The sequence below is a fragment of the Streptomyces sp. DSM 15324 genome, from assembly GCF_001514285.1.
Taxonomy (GTDB): Bacteria; Actinomycetota; Actinomycetes; order Streptomycetales; family Streptomycetaceae; genus Streptomyces.
On record NZ_KQ949041.1, the window covers coordinates 1 to 17,063 of the forward strand.

Annotated in this window: 16 protein-coding genes and 2 pseudogenes; 13 read left to right on the plus strand and 5 right to left on the minus strand. The window is 68.2% G+C overall.

The features are described 5' to 3' along the window. Window positions 1–714: 714 nt before the first annotated feature. A pseudogene (locus AQJ58_RS38285) lies at window positions 715–2,189 on the minus strand (UvrD-helicase domain-containing protein). On the opposite strand from AQJ58_RS38285, the gene AQJ58_RS45760 reads away from it, so the two are divergent. After that, a complete protein-coding gene (locus tag AQJ58_RS45760; RefSeq protein ID WP_199844792.1) occupies window positions 2,160–2,591 on the plus strand; it encodes a hypothetical protein in 432 nt (143 codons plus the stop codon). The pseudogene AQJ58_RS38285 and the gene AQJ58_RS45760 sit on opposite strands and share 30 nt — an antisense overlap. Before the next feature lie 155 nt (window positions 2,592–2,746). Here the strand turns inward: AQJ58_RS45760 and AQJ58_RS45765 are convergent, their stop codons facing one another. The 3 genes and pseudogenes from AQJ58_RS45765 to AQJ58_RS38300 form a co-directional block, all read right to left on the minus strand. Beyond that, window positions 2,747–2,971 carry a hypothetical protein gene (locus tag AQJ58_RS45765; protein ID WP_324613864.1) on the minus strand — a complete coding sequence of 75 codons (225 nt, stop codon included), beginning with the start codon at window positions 2,969–2,971 and terminating at the stop codon, window positions 2,747–2,749. A gap of 273 nt (window positions 2,972–3,244) precedes the next feature. Further along, window positions 3,245–3,625: pseudogene (locus AQJ58_RS45770) on the minus strand (DUF6083 domain-containing protein); the annotation flags it as partial. A 152-nt stretch (window positions 3,626–3,777) separates the two neighbouring features. Further along, window positions 3,778–4,047, minus strand: a complete 270-nt coding sequence (locus tag AQJ58_RS38300) for a helix-turn-helix transcriptional regulator (protein ID WP_067259018.1) — start codon at window positions 4,045–4,047, stop codon at window positions 3,778–3,780. A 433-nt stretch (window positions 4,048–4,480) separates the two neighbouring features. On the opposite strand from AQJ58_RS38300, the gene AQJ58_RS42095 reads away from it, so the two are divergent. Beyond that, entirely contained in the window at window positions 4,481–5,266 is a 786-nt protein-coding gene (locus AQJ58_RS42095) for a hypothetical protein (protein ID WP_324613861.1), read from the plus strand. A gap of 104 nt (window positions 5,267–5,370) precedes the next feature. Here the strand turns inward: AQJ58_RS42095 and AQJ58_RS38305 are convergent, their stop codons facing one another. Continuing rightward, window positions 5,371–5,589 carry a hypothetical protein gene (locus AQJ58_RS38305; protein WP_067259020.1) on the minus strand — a complete coding sequence of 73 codons (219 nt, stop codon included), beginning with the start codon at window positions 5,587–5,589 and terminating at the stop codon, window positions 5,371–5,373. A gap of 191 nt (window positions 5,590–5,780) precedes the next feature. Between AQJ58_RS38305 and AQJ58_RS44060 the strand changes: the two genes are divergently transcribed. From AQJ58_RS44060 to AQJ58_RS38355, 11 genes are all read left to right on the plus strand, one after another. Then, entirely contained in the window at window positions 5,781–5,984 is a 204-nt protein-coding gene (locus tag AQJ58_RS44060) for a hypothetical protein (protein ID WP_199844788.1), read from the plus strand. Window positions 5,985–6,019: 35 nt separating this feature from the next. Continuing rightward, window positions 6,020–6,820 (plus strand): zinc-binding dehydrogenase, encoded by an 801-nt coding sequence (locus tag AQJ58_RS38310; protein WP_234360448.1) that lies wholly within the window; start codon window positions 6,020–6,022, stop codon window positions 6,818–6,820. Between the two features lie 293 nt (window positions 6,821–7,113). Beyond that, on the plus strand, window positions 7,114–7,437 hold the full coding sequence (locus AQJ58_RS43645) for a hypothetical protein (RefSeq protein ID WP_159056395.1): 324 nt from the start codon (window positions 7,114–7,116) through the stop codon (window positions 7,435–7,437). Window positions 7,438–7,793: 356 nt separating this feature from the next. After that, window positions 7,794–8,798 (plus strand): substrate-binding domain-containing protein, encoded by a 1,005-nt coding sequence (locus AQJ58_RS38320; RefSeq protein ID WP_067259024.1) that lies wholly within the window; start codon window positions 7,794–7,796, stop codon window positions 8,796–8,798. A 5-nt stretch (window positions 8,799–8,803) separates the two neighbouring features. Continuing rightward, window positions 8,804–9,874: an ABC transporter permease gene (locus tag AQJ58_RS38325; RefSeq protein ID WP_067259160.1), complete on the plus strand. Its 1,071-nt coding sequence runs from the start codon at window positions 8,804–8,806 to the stop codon at window positions 9,872–9,874. Window positions 9,875–9,879: 5 nt separating this feature from the next. After that, complete coding sequence (locus AQJ58_RS38330; RefSeq protein ID WP_067259025.1) at window positions 9,880–10,791, plus strand: ATP-binding cassette domain-containing protein; 912 nt, start codon at window positions 9,880–9,882, stop codon at window positions 10,789–10,791. Between the two features lie 116 nt (window positions 10,792–10,907). Then, a complete protein-coding gene (gene iolC, locus AQJ58_RS38335; protein ID WP_067259027.1) occupies window positions 10,908–11,885 on the plus strand; it encodes a 5-dehydro-2-deoxygluconokinase in 978 nt (325 codons plus the stop codon). A 4-nt stretch (window positions 11,886–11,889) separates the two neighbouring features. Then, window positions 11,890–12,762, plus strand: a complete 873-nt coding sequence (locus tag AQJ58_RS38340; RefSeq protein ID WP_067259029.1) for a Cgl0159 family (beta/alpha)8-fold protein — start codon at window positions 11,890–11,892, stop codon at window positions 12,760–12,762. Continuing rightward, complete coding sequence (gene iolB, locus AQJ58_RS38345) at window positions 12,759–13,631, plus strand: 5-deoxy-glucuronate isomerase (protein ID WP_067259031.1); 873 nt, start codon at window positions 12,759–12,761, stop codon at window positions 13,629–13,631. The genes AQJ58_RS38340 and iolB overlap by 4 nt, the downstream gene beginning before the upstream one ends. Then, window positions 13,631–15,514, plus strand: coding sequence for a 3D-(3,5/4)-trihydroxycyclohexane-1,2-dione acylhydrolase (decyclizing) (iolD, locus tag AQJ58_RS38350; protein WP_067259032.1), 1,884 nt, complete (start codon window positions 13,631–13,633; stop codon window positions 15,512–15,514). The genes iolB and iolD overlap by 1 nt, the downstream gene beginning before the upstream one ends. A gap of 29 nt (window positions 15,515–15,543) precedes the next feature. Continuing rightward, window positions 15,544–17,046, plus strand: a complete 1,503-nt coding sequence (locus AQJ58_RS38355; RefSeq protein WP_067259034.1) for a CoA-acylating methylmalonate-semialdehyde dehydrogenase — start codon at window positions 15,544–15,546, stop codon at window positions 17,044–17,046. The last annotated feature ends 17 nt before the right edge of the window (window positions 17,047–17,063 follow it).

Here is a 17,063-nt window from a genome sequence, read left to right on the forward strand (position 1 = left end):
GGCGGCTCCCCTGCTCGGCCGTGCCTGAGTGCGGCCCTGTACGTCATCGGTCGGCCCGCGCGACGAAAGGGCGTCCAAGCAAACAGTCGCGCTGGGTTGGCGCACAGTATCCGCAGGGCTTCGGTGGGGTTGAGTTCCGCCGTGAGCCAGGTCGGGGTGCTGTAGGCACGGCCATTTGCACGACAAGGCACGGCCGCCTTCGCCCACACATACTGTCCGGCCAGCAGGCGGGAGAGCGCAGCGCATCCGGGGTAGGGCAGAGACAAGGCCGCCGGCAGCCCCGATGATCGACAACCACCGCGCCGGACCGGCCGAGCAGCCAGGGTTCCAGCTCCTCCCACTGGCGTTGCTGTCCCTGGACTTCCAAGTGGAGTCCAGGGGCGGCGATTTCGTGCACCAGTCGCTGCCAGAGCCGATCTTCCAGCGGGGGCACCGGGCCGCTGATCAGGTTGAGGCGGATCCCGCACGCACCCCTCTCCACGAGCCGGTCGAGTTCCCCCGACGTCCGGGGTCTACGACGGCCACGCCGCAGAGAGGGCCCCGACGCCTTGCCGAGGGCCTGGAGCAGGTAGGAGTTGTCCGTGCCGAGGCATGTTCACGGGAAGCGCCCACGGCATCGCCGTCGTCGCTGTGCTCCCCGAGACCTTCGCACAGGAAACTCGATACCCCCGCACTCCCCGCGGCCGAAGCTACCGCCCCGCCGGTCGCCTCCGCTCACTGAACCACTCCGTCAGAGGCGGCTGGAATGAGGTCGATCCATGCAAGACCACCGAGATCGAGCCGACTGCGGGCACGTGTCACGGCAACGTAGGCGAGGCGGGCGTCCGTTTCACTCACGGGTTCCGAGATCGGGCGACCACGGTCGTCGTGTTGATCGCTGTCCGGGGGCGGGGGAAGTCATCGGCGATCTTGACCGTGGGCCATTCCCGGCCTTTGGCCTTGTGGGCCGTGGAGACCGTGACGTCGGCCTTGTCCTCGTCGGTCAGTGCGTGGACCGCGGTGATGATGGCCTCGGGTCCGTGCTGGTCGACAAGTTCTACGAAAGGCTGCAGATCACGGCCGGCCGGATCGTGATCCGCGTACTCCTGCAGCTCACCCCAGGAGGCGAAGAGAACGAGTTCTGGGTGGGCGGTGCGACGGCCGTCTTTGAGGTCCCGTGCAGCCAGCGCCAGCGCGACGAGCGTATGCCCTCCCCGCGTCAGCGCGACGCGGTGGCCGGCGGCCAGCAGTCGCATGACCTCGGTCATGGCCCCGATGTTGGTGCGGCACAGCACCGCGTCCGGGGAGGCAACGAGACCGACCTTCGTCGGGACCGCCTCGGTACCTGTCAGTCGGATGGGCGCGTCGGTGAACGCGAGCCACCGGTTGGCTTGTTCGGCAAGGAGGGGGCCGAAGCGGAAGGATCGAGTCAGGGTGAGGTGGGTGGCGTCGAAGCTTGTCATGATGTCCCGGGCTCCGCGCCAGCCGTAGATCGCCTGTGCGGAGTCGCCAACCATGACCAGCTGGGTGTGGGCGCGTTGAGCCGCGAAGACCTGTTCCAGGACAGGGTTGGTGTCCTGTGCTTCGTCGAGGAAGAGGAAGTCGGCGTCGATCTTTGGTTCGGTGAGAGCCCACATCTTCAGGTAGTGGTCATGCTCGAAACGGACCACGCCCTGCTCGGGATTCTGCAGGTCTCCCCACGCCTTGTCCGCGAACGACGTCACGACCTCGGCGAGGCGGGCGTGTTCGTCCGGCGCACTCAGGCCGCGCAGCGCGGGTACGTGGTGAGAAGCCAGCGTGCGATCAGCCGAGTGGCAGAAGCGGGTCACCGTGCGCAGGACGCTGTGTGACAACGTCCTGTGGCTGATCTCGTGATCTCCGATTCGGACCGGAGAGGTGATGCCGAGGGCCTGCCCGATCTTCCACGCAGGTTGGCGGGGGCTGTTGAGTCTGCGAGCGAAGCGGTGGCCAAGGGCTGCGTAGGCCGTGGCGTGGGCGGTCTTGCACATCACGGATCGCGGGAAGCGTGCGGAGGCGTCGTGTGCGATGTCTTTGTTGAAGGCGAGGTAGCGCCCTCGGCGTTTAGTACTCGCGGCGAGCAGGCTCAGCGTGCTGGTCTTTCCTGTGCCGGCGCCGGCCTGCAGCACGAGGTGATGGCCTTCTCGGAATGCTTCGACAGCATGAGCCTGTTCGTCTGTGGGCGTGTGCAACAAGGGCTCCACGGAGGAGAAGGGCTAAGGGTTCGGGTGCGCGTGAGACTGGCTCCGTCCAGCTCGGCCAGCGGCGTACGCGTCAGATACGGCCGGATCACGACGACGGAGCAGGATGTCGGCTGTGCAAGCCAGTACGTCCTCGGAGGAGTGGAGGGCGAGCAGGCCTTCGAGTTGCGCCGTCAGTTGCAGGGAGCGTTCTCTCTCGTTCCGATCGAGGGCTGCGGTCACGCTCCGGGCGACGAAGTCTCCGGGCCGCTGTCCTCTGGCGGTCGCGGCCTGGCGGATCGCCGCTCGCGCGGTACGGCTGAACTTGAGATTAAGAAGGACCTGCCCGTGCTGGTCGGGGTAGTGGGTGGTCAGGGCATCGATGGGCAGAAGGTGGTGCAGCCGTCGCCGTAGTGACCGCAGCGCGCGGCCTGGCGTCCTGGCCGGCTGAACGGCCATCAACCGGGTGCGGTCGGCGTTCGCTGCGAGCGACACCGTACGACGAGCTCGGTGGAGCTCGCCATTGGTGGCTGGCCTGGTCAGCAGGATTTCAATGCCATCGTGCGAGGTCACGACCCAGCCGTTCCATACTCGTGGTGCGTCGGGCGCGGACGACGGACGTGGTTCGGCAGGCGGTTGTGGATGTGCGCGCGGTGGAGCATGGGGTCGAAGGGCTCCCAGTCGGCCAGCGCGAGGTCCGCTGCTGACTGGGTTGCGGTGTGGGTGGAACAGCGCTGCATGCGCCAGCGCAGCTGCTCGGCGTAAGGCAGGGCGGTGAGGTCATATACAGCCATGAGCTCACAGGGCAAGGCCAGTTGCCCCCGTGTGGCCGTAGCGGGTACCAGCCTCCAGACGCCCACGGGGCCGTCCGCAGTGAGCAGCCTCTGCGAGCAGCGGTCGCGACGCCGCGTCTGCGCGACGCACTGGATTTCGTCCACAGGTTGCGCAGCGAGGTAGCGGACATACAGGAACTGCACTACGGGTCTGGCGGGTCGGCAGCCGTCCGGTTGAGCCATTGGCCGGCTCGAAGGGGGCATTGGAGTGAACACGCCGGTGTCAATCAGGCGGCGTGTGTGCAGGGCCAGATCCCGGCGCAGCCCGTCCAGCGCGGAGGCTTCGGGCGCAGCGTCGCGAGCGGGACAGACTGGGGCGTGAGCCAGGCGGCACCAGGCTCTGCCATCGCCAGCCGGATGGGCGACACCAGAGCTTACGTGCCAACGGTAGGCGGTGGGCACCTCGGCCGCGGGCACTTCCCGGGGGTGCAGGCGGACGGGCCGCGCAAAGCTGCGGTGGTACCACTCGACCGGGTTGCCGCACTCTCGGCAGCGATCACGCTGAGCGCAGCGGAGGAGCCGACTGGGGCTGTCGTGCTCGATACGCAGTGAGCGTCGGGGGTAGGCGACAGCGGGGCTGCCGTCCCAGTGCCGCGGTGTGGATGAAGAACGCATGCGTGCGAAGGTGCCAGGCAACACGCCGCATCCACAGCGCCGAGGCTGGAGGGTCCCTCGAACAGCCCCATTCCATGAAACGCACGTTCGAGTTGTCGATCAGAGATTCGTGTCGCTTCGCCGGTCCGGGTGATTGGCGCGAGCCCTCCCAGTCAACGGTCAGCGCCGGTCGGCCCCGGGGGCTCGTGCCCCTCACACACGGCTCCGAAGAGCTCGTCGAGCGGAGTGCTCAAGGCATGGGCGAGGGCGTGCCAGGTCTTGAGAGTGCCGATGGTGCGTCCCTGCTCGATCTCGATGAGGGTCCTTCTGGCCAGGCCGCTTCGATCAGCGAGCTCGTCATAGGTCCAGCCGCGCGCCGCCCGCAGCCGCGCAAGCTCCAGACGCAGCGCCTCGAAATCCGGGTCGGGCGGGAGGATCGTCACCCGACAATCCGACGGTGCAGACCACTGCCCTGTCAGTGCAGACCTCTGCCCTATTTCTGCAGGTGACGCCATCAAGTGAAGGGCAGAGGTCTGCACTACCGTGTGCGGGCCACCCCACCCTCCGCGGGTACAGCGCAGACATGACGGGAGGAACACGCCCCCCATGAGGCTTTGCACGACGCGACCCGGCGTCCGGCGCGCCTGGACCGTGGAACTGCGCCCGCAGCCCGGCGGACCGATCCTCGTATGCCAGCAGTGCTCCCGCAGCGACCGACTGCTCAGTGGCACGTCCGCTCGGTCGGAGCTCCTGGCCCACCTGGCACGACACGCTCGCCGCGATCTCCTCCCTACTCACCTTCGTACCTGCCAGTGCCACGAGCGCGGCTGCAGCTGGCACCCGCGCCATCGAGGCTGTGGTGGGCCCATCCGGCTCGTGCTCGCACGCGAGCGAGGCGGACGGCTGTGGCGCCTCGCGGACGCGTGCACGGCCTGCGCCGCCGCCACGTCACAAGCGGCCGTCGTTCCCGACACGTTCATCAACGCTGCGACGGCGCCGCCGGCGCATGCGGACATCCGTCGAAAGCACCGAAGCCCCAGAGGCCCGGACAGGCAGACCCGGGTGCGGGAGATGCTCAACTACCTCGCCTCCGCGCTGCCGACTGAGACCGGACCTGCCGCCCGACTGATCGCCCTGCAATGCGCCTTGCGCATGAACGACTCGGCTCAAGTCCGCTTGCCGCTCGGGGTACTGCGCAGCCTTCGATTGGAACCTGCCACGGATTCCTGGCGGGATCTCCACCAGGCACGATGGCTATGCGCAACCCTGCCCACGTCGCACTCCAGCGCACGCGCTGTAGTCATCCAGCTCCTCGACGTCGGGCTCTTCGCCCAATGCCCGGCCCGTCCCGACCGGCTCGCTGCCGCAGACTGGGCGCTGCGAGCCGCTTGCGGCATCCGCATGGACTGCGCCCCGTTTTCCCAGCTCATTGCCATGTGTATCAAGGCCCATACCGCTCCCGAGAGCACCCATGGAACAGCTGAAGTGGATCAGCTGGCACGCGAGTGCGGGCTGGCCGCAACGGATTTCACGGATGCACTTGACCAATTGACGGCCGCAGGACACATCAGCTCCTGGAGCGTGCAGTCGGCGTCGGGAGATCTGTACTGGACACTGACAGAGCCCGGCGAGCGTGGATGCGAAGGAACGACTCGTCGGTGACTGGCAGACGTCGACGGTCCGTCACACGCAACGTCGATATCGCAAACATCCGCGCCGAGGCGCCGGGGGCATCGCTCTCAGCGCCGACGCGGGATCCTGATCGACTAACGTCGAATTCCCGCCGCTCGCTTCTGACGTGTCCGCTGAGCGATTTTCCGAGCGCCTGAAGCATTCATAAGCCAGGCCGCGAATTGCAGGCCGACGTCGAACTGCTCCGCCACCTGTTCGTCGGCCCCGCCCGACAGAGCCGCGCCGATCGCCGCCGTCATGGGAATGAGCAACTCCCCAGAGAGAGCTGCGGCCTGCTTCTCCTTCAGCGCCATCTCAGGGCCTAGTTTTTTCTAGGCCGGTTCGGCTCCGTGGCACCCGCAGAGGCCTCGGTTGCCACCCGGACCACCTCGGCGCGGAAGTCCGCGTCCCAGATGAAGCCCGTCGTGCCTCCGGCATAGCCGACCCGTCGGATCACCAACCCCCGCCCCTTCAACCTGTTCGCGTTCATGAGGAGAGAGCACGGATGCTGACTGCACTTGGCCTCGCCGACGGCCACTACCTGTCGGTCGAGGAGGTCGACCCCCGCAAACCGGGCCCGCACGACATCGTCGTACGAGTCGGCGCCAGCGGGGTCTGCCACACCGACGTCACCGTCCTGGGCGGCCACCTGCCGATGCCTGCCCCTCGTCCTCGGCCACGAGGGCGCCGGAGACCGGCTCCGAGGTGACCTCCGTCGCCGTCGGCGACCGGGTCATCGGCACCGTGGGCGCTGTGTGCGGCACCTGCTGGTACTGCGTCCGCGACATGACCCACCTCTGCGACAACAGCATGGCCATGACCTCGGCGCCGCGCGTCAAAAGGACCCACGGCACGGAGGTTCCAGCCTTTGTCGGCCTCGGCACCTTCGCCGAGGCGATGACCGTGCACGATGCAAGCGTGGTCCCCGTGACCACGGACCTGCCGGACGAACAGCTCGCGCTGATCGGATGCGCCATCACCAACGGCCTGGGGGCGGTGTTCAACACGGCTCAGGTGAAGCCCGCTTCGAGCATCGTGGTCATCGGCTCCGGCGGTGTCGGTCAGGCGGTGATCCAAGACGCGCGGATCGCCGGTGCCGCCCGCATCATCGCTGTCGATCCCCTGGAGAACAAGCGGTCGGCCGCGCTCGGTTCCGGCGCGACGGACGCGATCGACCCCACGAGCGCCGACCTGGTCGACGAAGTCCGGCGTCTCACCGGCGGACGCGGCGCCCACCACACCTTCGAAGTGGTGGGCAACCCCACGACCATCACCCAGGCGTGGGACGCCGCCCGCCGCGGCGGGACGGTCGCCCTCGTCGGAATGTCGGCCGCCGACGCGATGATCACCATGCCCGCGCTTTCCCTGGCCTCGGACGACAAACCGCTGTGCGGCAGCCTCTACGGCGGTACGCAGGCCCGGCGGGACATTCCGCTGATCGTGGAGTTGGCGGAGACAGGCCGCCTCGATCTCGCGTCGATGGTCACGCGCCGCGTACCACTGCACGAGGTGAACGACGCCATTCGAGCGTTGGAGGCGGGGTGAGCAGATCCGCACCGTCGTCGTATGACCCTCTGAAGTCAATCCAACCGCCATGGAGGCCAGCGCCGCACGCGGAGCTGGCCTCCGGGTTTCTTCCTCTCACCCACAAAGAGGAACACCTGTGCCCTACGACGCGTCGCTGTCCCCCACCTACTGCTTGTCGGAGCTGGAGCAATGGGCGTCATAACCGGATACCACCTGCAGTTAGCCGCGCCGAAGTGATGTTCCAGGTACGGCCGGCACACGTGGAGAAGCTGTCGCTGCCCCAGACGCTCTCCTCCTAGGACAGCGCGACCGTGAATCACTCCGCTGGCTACCGGGTGATTTCAGATGTCTCGGAAGTCGCCGACCAGACCTACGAGTACGGCATCGTCACCCTTGACGGCGCCTCCTCGTGCTCCGTTGAGGGCACCACACTGCTGAACCACCTTGGCGACGCCGTCCGTGAAAGGTCCGACACCGTTGTCATCGGAGGCATCGCGGTGCCGGGAGATCGGCCGACAGGTCGACCCCGTTGGGCATCGGCACCCGTAGCTCCGCTGGACCACGACATCCCGGGTCAGAGTGGGGGACAGCTTCAGCCGGCGCTCGACGAGATGGCCGATCAGGTTCACCACTGACGCTTCGTCCGTCAGCGCGGTCCTTTCCGGACGCCGGATCGAGCGGCATGAAGAGGAGCGCACGCCCGACATCCTCGAGATCACGTCGGCGGCCAGGCAGTCCATGTTGTCGATACGTCCTGACAAACCTCTTGACACCGCCGACAGGGCATTCGATAGTACGGGCATCTAGAACGTACTAGTAGCACGTTCTAGAGGCTGCCGAGCCGCACACACCCGATGGCTGCCGCAGACGACACGTTCCGCCGCACACGGCGTTCTCATCAACCGCTCGCCCGCGTCACTCGGCCGGGCGCGGCCCTCCCGAGGCCGGAACCCCATTCCCACCCTGATCAGCACAGCGAGGTGCAAGGGACATGCACAGACACCACAGAGCCGCCGCACTGGCCGCCACCGTTCTCACCGGCGCTCTTCTCGCCACCGGCTGCTCCAGCAGCTCAGGCGGCAAGAAGTCCGAGGAGACCGCGAACGGCGCGTCAGCGGGCAAGGCCACCACGCCCCGCATGACCGTCGCGCTGGTCACCCACCAGGCCCCCGGCGACACCTTCTGGGACACCGTCCGCAAGGGCGCCGAGGCCGCCGCGGCCAAGGACAACATCAAGCTCATCTACTCCGCCGACCCCAACGCGGGCAACCAGGCCAACCTGGTGCAGAACGCGATCGACCAGAAGGTCGACGGCATTGCCGTCACGCTGGCCAAGCCGGACGCCATGAAGTCCGTCCTGGCCAAGGCGGAGCAGGCCGGCATACCCGTGACCGGCCTCAACGCCGGCCTGAGCCAGTGGAAGAGTCTGGGCCTCCTGGAGTACTTCGGCCAGGACGAGACCGTGGCGGGCGAGGCGTTCGGCAAGAAGCTCAATGACATCGGCGCCAAGCACGCCGTCTGCGTCGTCCAGGAACAGGGCAACGTCGCCCTGACGCAGCGCTGCGACGGCGTGAAGAAGACCTTCTCCGGCAAGACCGACGTCCTCTACGTCAACGGAACCGACATGCCGTCGGTGAAGTCGACGATCACCGCCAAGCTCTCGGCGGACAAGTCCATCGACGAGGTGGTCACGCTTGCCGCGCCGATCGCGCTGACCGCCACGCAGTCGGTCTCGGACGCCGGCAGCAAGGCGAAGGTCGCCACCTTCGACCTCAACAAGGACCTCATCAAGGCCATCCAGAACAACTCCATCCAGTTCGCCGTCGACCAGCAGCCCTACCTCCAGGGCTACCTGGCCGTCGACGCGCTGTGGCTCTACAAGAACAACGGCAACTACAGCGGCGGCGGTGAGCAGCCCGTGCTGACCGGCCCGGCCTTCGTCGACAAGTCCAACGTCGACAAGGTCGCCGCCTTCGCCGCAAAGGGAACCCGGTGACGAGCATGACCCAGCACGCCGAGCCGGCGGTGACCACACCGCCGGCCCCCGGCCCCAGGGACACCGACGGGCGCACCGCCGAACGGTCCATGATCGTAAGGCTGTTGGCCCGCCCCGACGTGGGCGTCTTCCTCGGTGCCGTGGCCGTCTACGTGTTCTTCCTGATCGCGGCGCCGCCGGTGCGCGACGCCGGCTCGATGGCGAACATCCTCTACCAGTCCTCCACCCTGGGCATCGTGACCGTCCCGGTGGCACTGCTGATGATCGGCGGCGAGTTCGACCTGTCGGCCGGCGTCGGGGTGATCACCTCGGCGCTGACCGCGAGCATGACCGCCTACCAGCTGAGCATGAACGTCTGGGTCGGCGTCATCGCCGCCCTGATCGTGTCGCTGGCGATCGGCTTCTTCAACGGCTGGATGGTCGTCAAGACCGGACTGCCGAGCTTCCTGGTCACCCTGGGCAGCTTTCTGATCCTGCAAGGGGTCAACCTCGCGGTGACCAAGCTGGTCACCGGCAACGTCGCCACCGACGACATCAGCACCATGGACGGCTTCGACCAGGCCAAGAAGGTCTTCGCCTCCAGCTTCGACATCGGCGGCGTCCAGGTGAAGATCACCGTCTTCTGGTGGCTGCTGTTCGCGGCGATCGCCACCTGGGTGCTGCTGCGCACCAGGTACGGCAACTGGATCTTCGCGGTCGGCGGCAACAAGGAGTCGGCCCGCGCGGTCGGCGTTCCGGTCGCCTTCACGAAGATCTCGCTGTTCATGCTGGTCGGCGTCGGCGCCTGGTTCGTCGGCATGCACCAACTGTTCTCGTTCAACACCGTGCAGTCCGGCGAGGGCGTCGGCATCGAGCTGATCTACATCTCCGGCGCGGTGATCGGCGGCTGCCTGCTGACCGGCGGCTACGGCTCGGCGATCGGCCCGGTCTTCGGCGCGTTCATGTTCGGCATGGTGCAGCAGGGCATCGTCTACGCCGGCTGGAACCCCGACTGGTTCAAGGCCTTCCTCGGCGTGATGCTCCTTGGCGCCGTCCTGATCAATCTGTGGGTCCAGCGCACAGCGACCCGGAGGTGACCCGAATGACAACCAACGAAACCGGCACCCACGGCGCTGTCCTCGCGGACAGGGCCCCCGAGAAGGACTCCCCGGTCGTCGAACTGCGCAACGCGGGCAAGGCGTACGGCAACATCCGTGCCCTGCACGGCGTGAGCCTGACGATGCATCCCGGCCAGGTCACCTGCGTGCTCGGCGACAACGGCGCCGGCAAGTCCACCCTCATCAAGATCATCTCCGGGCTGCACCAGCACACCGAGGGCGAGTTCCTCGTCGACGGCGAACCGGTGCGCTTCTCCACCCCGCGCGAGGCGTTGGACAAGGGCATCGCGACCGTCTACCAGGACCTCGCCGTGGTCCCGCTGATGCCGGTGTGGCGCAACTTCTTCCTGGGCTCCGAGATGACCAAGGGCCCCTGGCCGTTGCGCCGCCTGGACATCGAGAGGATGAAGAAGACCGCCGACCACGAGCTGCGCGAGATGGGCATCGTCCTCGACGACCTCGAACAGCCCATCGGCACCCTGTCCGGCGGTCAGCGCCAGTGCGTCGCGATCGCCCGCGCCGTCTACTTCGGCGCCCGTGTCCTCATCCTGGACGAGCCCACCGCCGCCCTCGGCGTCAAGCAGTCCGGCGTGGTCCTCAAGTACGTGGCCGCCGCCCGCGACCGCGGCCTCGGGGTCATCTTCATCACCCACAACCCGCACCACGCCTACATGGTCGGCGACCACTTCAGCGTGCTGCGCCTGGGCACCATGGAACTCTCCGCCGAGCGCAGCCAGATCACGCTCGACGAACTCACCAACCACATGGCCGGCGGTGCCGAACTCGCAGCTCTCAAGCACGAGTTGTCCCAGGTCCGCGGTGTCGACGTCGAGGAACTCCCCGAAGAGGCCGACCTCACCGCACCCGTAGCAGTCACCAAGGAAGCCGCCTCCTGATAACCGTGGCGGCCGGCCCCGCCCACACGTCTCCGCCACCGACGGGCGCAACCAATTGAGACGCCAAGTCCACCTCTCCACCCCCGGAGTCTCCGGAGCGAAGGGAAATCAGTGTCATGCCGTTCGAAGTGCTGACCATTGGCCGCGTGGGAGTGGATGTTTATCCACTTCAGACCGGCGTGGGGCTGGCGGAGGTCACCTCGTTCGGCAAGTATCTCGGGGGTAGCCCGACCAACGTGGCGGTGGCCGCGACCCGGTACGGGCACTCCTCGGCTGTGATCACAAAGACGGGCAGGGACCCGTTCGGGGACTTCGTCCGGCAGGCACTGGAGAGCTACGGCGTCGACAGCCGGTTCGTCGGTACGTCGGACATCGCACCGACGCCGGTGACCTTCTGCGAGATCTTCCCACCGGATGACTTCCCGCTGTACTTCTACCGGCTCCCAAAGGCCCCCGACCTGGACATCACCGCTGGTGAGCTGGACCTGGGGGCAGTACGGGACGCGGCGGTCCTCTGGGTGACAGGTACCGGGCTCAGCGAGGAGCCGAGCCGCTCGGCCACGCTGGCCGCTCTCGCTCACCGGGCCAAGGCGGGGACGACGGTCTTCGACCTGGACTGGCGGCCGATGTTCTGGGCTGACCCGGACCAGGCGCGCGGGTTCTACGAGCAGGCCCTGCGGCACACGACGGTTGCTGTGGGCAATCTTGACGAGTGCGAGGTGGCTACCGGCGAGCGTGAGCCGTATGCGGCGGCGAAGGCGCTACTGGCCGCCGGAGTGGACCTGGCCATAGTCAAGCAGGGCCCCAAGGGAGTCCTGGCCATGGACCGGGACGGTTCTACCGCCGAGATCCCGCCGGTTCCGGTGGAGGTCGTCAACGGGCTCGGCGCCGGAGACGCCTTCGGCGGCGCGTTGTGCCACGGCCTGCTGTCGGGCTGGGACACCCGCCGCACCGTGATCTTCGCCAACGCCGCCGGCGCCATTGTCGCGAGCCGACTTTCCTGCTCCGACGCGATGCCGACCGAGGCCGAGGTCGACGCCAAGCTCGGCGAGGCGGCCGGAACATCCACCAACGACTCCCAGCAAGAGGTGTGACGACGTGCTGTCCGAGAATGTGAGCCGGATCGTGAACGCCCGGGTGGGCGACCCCGGCGCCGTCGCGGCCGCCGCTGCGCGCCGGGTGAAGGCTCCCTCCCTGCTCGGCGAGCACGGCAAGGCGATGATCATCGCCGCCGACCATCCGGCCCGGGGCGCGAACGGTGTCGGCTCCGACCCGACCGCCATGGCCGACCGCTTCGAGCTCCTCGACCGGCTGTGCACCGCCCTGGAACGCCCGGGGGTGACGGGGGTGTTGGCCACCGCCGACATTCTCGAGGACCTCCTGCTGCTCGGCGTCCTCGACGGCAAGAGCGTCTTCGGTTCCATGAACCGGGCCGGGCTCGCCGGGTCGGTGTTCGAGATCGACGACCGGTTCACCGGCTACGACGCCGAGACCATCGCCGCGATGGGCTTCGACGGCGGCAAGATGCTCACCCGCATCGCGCTGGGCGACCCCGCCACACCGGCCGCCCTGGAGAACAGTGCCCGAGCGATCGACGAGCTCAATGACCGTCAGCTCATCGCGATGGTCGAGCCGTTCCTGTCCGCCTGGCAGGACGGGAAGATCCGCAACGATCTGTCCACCGATGCCGTCGTCAAGTCGGTCACCATCGCCTCGGGGCTCGGCCGGCGTACCGCCTACACCTGGCTCAAGCTTCCGGTGGTGGAGGACATGGAACGGGTGCTGGCCTCTTCCACCCTCCCGGCGCTGCTGCTGGGCGGCGAGGTCAAGGACGCGGACGCGGCCTTCGCCTCATGGGGCAAGGCGCTCAAGCAGCCGACCGCGCAGGGGCTCGTCGTGGGCCGGTCTCTGCTCTACCCCTCGAACGGTGACGTCGCCGGTGCGGTGGACAAGGCGGTGAGCCTGCTGTGAGCAAGTACCACCTGCCGTCGGGGACTTCTTCCGATGGCCCCTATGACCTCCTGGTCACGCCGGAGTCGGCGGGCTGGGGATACTCCGGCCTGAGGATCCTGACCCTCAAGCCGGGCGAGGCACACGCCCTGTCCACCGCCGACTCCGAGTTCCTGGTCCTGCCGCTGACGGGCTCCCGCACCGTCACCACGGACGGCAGCGTCTTCGAACTCACCGGCCGGACAGGCGTGTTCGCCTCGGTCACCGACTTCGCCTACCTCCCCCGCGAGTCGGAGGCCCTGATCAGCAGTGCGGCCGGCGGACGGTTCGCACTGCCCAGCGCCCGTACCGGGCGGAGCTCACTCTCCGCCCGGTACGGGGCCAAGGAGAACGTCCCCGTCGAGCTGCGCGGGGCCGGGGCCTGCTCACGGCAGGTGAACAACTACTGCCTGCCCGGCACCTTCGACACCGAGCAGCTGCTGGTCTGCGAGGTCCTCACACCCGGCGGCAACTGGTCGTCGTATCCGCCGCACAAGCACGACCAGGCCCGGCCCGGCCAGGAGTCGGAGCTGGAGGAGATCTATTACTTCGAGGTCTCCGGCGGCGAGAACGGCTTCGGCTACCAGCGGGTCTACGGCACCGAAGCACGGCCGATCGACGTGCTGGCCGAGATCCGCTCCGGCGACACGGTGCTGATCCCGCACGGCTGGCACGGCCCGTCGATCGCGGCGCCCGGCTGCGACCTGTACTACCTCAACGTCATGGCGGGTCCCGGTCAGGACCGTGCCTGGCTCATCTGCGACGACCCCGCCCACGGCTGGGTCCGCACCACCTGGGACGCCCAGGACGTCGACGACCGGCTGCCGTTCGGCGCCGAGGAGAACCACTGATGAACACGATCAGACTGACCACCGCTCAGGCCCTGGTGCGCTTCCTGGCGAACCAGTACAGCGAGCGCGACGGCCAGGAGCAGCGCCTCATCCCCGGGGTGTGGGGCATCTTCGGGCACGGCAACGTGGCCGGCATCGGCCAGGCGCTGCTGCAAGCGGCCACGACCGGCGAGGCCGACCTGCCCTACTACCTCGCCCGCAACGAGCAGGGCATGGTCCACGCCTCCGTCGCCTACGCGAAAATGCGCGACCGGCTGGCCACCTTCGCCTGCACCGCCTCGACCGGCCCCGGCTCCACCAACATGATCACCGGTGCGGCACTGGCCACCACCAACCGGCTCCCGGTCCTGCTGCTGCCGTCCGACATGTTCGCCACCCGCGCCGCCGACCCGGTGCTGCAACAGCTGGAGGACACCCGCGGCGGCGACGTCACCGTCAACGACGCCTTCCGCGCCGTATCCAAGTACTTCGACCGCATCTCACGCCCCGAGCAGCTCATCCCGGCCGCCCTCGCGGCCATGCGGGTGCTGACCGACCCGGTCGAGACAGGTGCCGTCACCCTCGCGTTGCCGCAGGACGTGCAGGCCGAGGCGTACGACTGGCCGGTGTCGTTCTTCCGGCGGCGGGTGTGGCACGTGGGCCGCCCGGTGCCGGAGGCGGCCGCCGTCGAGCGGGCCGCCCGTCTGCTGCGCAATGCCCGCAAGCCGCTGATCGTGGCGGGCGGCGGTGTCGTGTACTCCGGTGCGGAGACCGTGCTGCGCGCGTTTGCCGAAGCCACCGGGATCCCGGTCGCCGATACCCACGCCGGCAAGGGCGCCGTCCCCTGGGACCACCCGTACGCGGTCGGCGGCATCGGATCGACGGGGTCCTACGCGGCGAACGAGCTGGCGCGTGAGGCTGACGTCGTCGTGGGTGTCGGCACGCGGTACTCGGACTTCACCACCGCCAGCCACACCGGCTTCGGCAATCCGGACGTCGCCTTCGTCAACCTCAACGTGGCCCGCCTGGACGCCGTCAAGCACTCGGCGGAGCCGTTGGTCGCCGACGCCCGGCTCGGCATCCAGGCCCTCGCCGGAGCGCTGGACGGCTGGGAGGTCGAGGAGACCTACCGCCGTCACATCCGCCGGCTGATCGCCCGGACGCGGCAGATCGAGGACGAGTGCTTTGCTCCCGAGCGGAACACCGGTGATCTGCCCGCCCAGACGCAGATCCTCGGCGCCCTGAACGAGGTCCTCGGCGACCGTGACGTGGTCATCAACGCTGCCGGCTCCATGCCCGGCGACCTGCAGCAGCTGTGGCGCGCCAGAGACCCGAAGGCCTACCACGTCGAATACGCCTATTCCTGCATGGGATATGAGGTCGCCGCCGGTGCCGGTGCCAAGATGGCCGACCCGACCCGCGAGGTCGTCGTGCTGGTCGGCGACGGCTCGTACCTGATGATGGCCCAGGAGATCGTCACCATGGTCTCCGAGGGACTGAAGGTCATCATCGTGCTTGTCCAGAACCACGGCTTCGCGTCGATCGGTTCGCTGTCCGAGTCACTCGGCAGCCAGCGCTTCGGCACCAAGTACCGCTTCCGCGACGGCGATTCGGGCCTACTCGATGGCGACGTCCTCCCGGTCGACCTCGCCGCCAACGCCTCCTCCCTCGGCGCGGACGTCCTGCACGCCACGTCGGTGGAGGAGTTCCGGGCGGCGATGGAGAAGGCCAAGGCCGCCACCCGCACGACCGTCGTCCACGTCGAGACCGACCCCTACGGCCCCAACCCGCCTGGCCACGGCTGGTGGGACGTCCCCGTCAGCCAGACCTCCGCCCTCGACACCACGCGCTCCGCTTACGAGACGTACGCCGCTCAGAAGCAGAACCAGCGCCACTACCTGTAGGTCCCGTCCCCGCAAAGGAAACCCGCACCGTGACCACCATCCAGCACTGGATCAACGGCGCTCCCGTCCAGGGCACCGCCACCGCCACCCAGCCGGTCTTCAATCCGGCCACCGGCGCCGAGCAGGCCCAGGTCGTCCTCGGCGGCGCGGCCGACGTGGACGCCGCCGTCCAGGCTGCCTCTGCCGCCTTCGAGACCTGGTCGGAATCGTCGCTCACCCAGCGCACGCAGGTGATGTTCGCCTTCCGCCAGCTGCTCCTCGAGCACGAGGAGGAGCTGGGCAGGATCATCTCCGCCGAGCACGGCAAGACCGTCGACGACGCCCGCGGCGAGATCACCCGGGGCCGCGAGGTCGTCGAGTTCGCCTGCGGCCTCGGTGACGTGCTGAAGGGCTCCTTCTCCGACCAGGTCTCGCGTGGCGTGGATGTGCACAACTTCCGCCAGCCCCTCGGCGTCGTCGCCGGCATCACCCCGTTCAACTTCCCCGCGATGGTGCCGCTGTGGATGCACCCCATGGCCATCGCCACCGGCAACACCTTCATCCTGAAGCCCAGTGAGCGCGACCCGTCGGCCGCGAACTTCGTCGCCGATCTGTACAAGAAGGCCGGACTGCCCGACGGTGTCTTCAACGTGGTGCACGGTGGCAAGGACGCGGTCGACGCGATCCTCACCCACCCCGGCATCGAGGCCGTCTCCTTCGTCGGGTCGACGCCGATCGCCAAGTACGTGCACGAACAGGCCACCGCGCGCGGCAAGCGCGTCCAGGCCCTCGGCGGCGCCAAGAACCACGCCGTCGTCCTGCCCGACGCCGACCTCGAATTCGCCGCCAACCACATCACCGCCGGCGCCTACGGCTCCGCCGGCGAGCGCTGCATGGCCGTCTCCGTCGCCGTCGCCGTCGGCGACGCCGCCGACGGACTCGTGCAGGTGCTGGAGCGCAAGGCCCGCGAGGTGAAGGTCGGCCCCGGTGACCAGCCCGGCACCGAGATGGGGCCGCTGGTCACCAAGGCCGCCCAGGAGCGCGTCGAGAGCTCGGTCGGCGTCGCCGCCACCCAGGGCGCCACCGTCGTCGTCGACGGCCGCGGTCTCAAGCTCGACGACCCCGCCTACGCCGAGGGCTTCTTCATCGGCCCCTCCCTCCTGGACCACGTCACCACCGACATGGCGGCGTACAAGGAGGAACTCTTCGGCCCGGTGCTGGCGATCCTCCGAGTCGAGACCCTGGACGAGGCGATCGACGTCATCAACACCAACCCCTACGGCAACGGCACCGCCCTGTTCACCGCCTCCGGTGAAGCCGCCCGCCGCTTCCAGCGCCACATCAAGGTCGGCATGATCGGCATCAACGTGCCGGTGCCCGTGCCGATGTCCTACTACTCCTTCGGCGGTTGGAAGGACTCCCTCATCGGCGACTCCCCCATCCACGGCCCCGAAGGCATCCGCTTCTACACCCGCCCCAAGGTCGTCACCACTCGCTGGCCCCAGCCCAAGCAGCAGGTCAGCGCGGGCTTCAACTTCCCCACCTCCAACTGAGTTTCCGTGCCGCACTC

Excerpts from the sequence above, each read along its gene's own strand:
- AQJ58_RS45760 (WP_199844792.1), top strand. The coding sequence starts at position 2,160 with ATGAGCCTGTTCGTCTGTGGGCGTGTGCAACAAGGGCTCCACGGAGGA.
- AQJ58_RS45765 (WP_324613864.1), bottom strand. The coding sequence starts at position 2,971 with ATGGCTGTATATGACCTCACCGCCCTGCCTTACGCCGAGCAGCTGCGC.
- AQJ58_RS38305 (WP_067259020.1), bottom strand. The coding sequence starts at position 5,589 with ATGGCGCTGAAGGAGAAGCAGGCCGCAGCTCTCTCTGGGGAGTTGCTC.
- AQJ58_RS44060 (WP_199844788.1), top strand. The coding sequence starts at position 5,781 with ATGCTGACTGCACTTGGCCTCGCCGACGGCCACTACCTGTCGGTCGAG.
- AQJ58_RS38320 (WP_067259024.1), top strand. The coding sequence starts at position 7,794 with ATGCACAGACACCACAGAGCCGCCGCACTGGCCGCCACCGTTCTCACC.
- AQJ58_RS38325 (WP_067259160.1), top strand. The coding sequence starts at position 8,804 with ATGACCCAGCACGCCGAGCCGGCGGTGACCACACCGCCGGCCCCCGGC.
- AQJ58_RS38330 (WP_067259025.1), top strand. The coding sequence starts at position 9,880 with ATGACAACCAACGAAACCGGCACCCACGGCGCTGTCCTCGCGGACAGG.
- iolC (WP_067259027.1), top strand. The coding sequence starts at position 10,908 with ATGCCGTTCGAAGTGCTGACCATTGGCCGCGTGGGAGTGGATGTTTAT.
- iolD (WP_067259032.1), top strand. The coding sequence starts at position 13,631 with ATGAACACGATCAGACTGACCACCGCTCAGGCCCTGGTGCGCTTCCTG.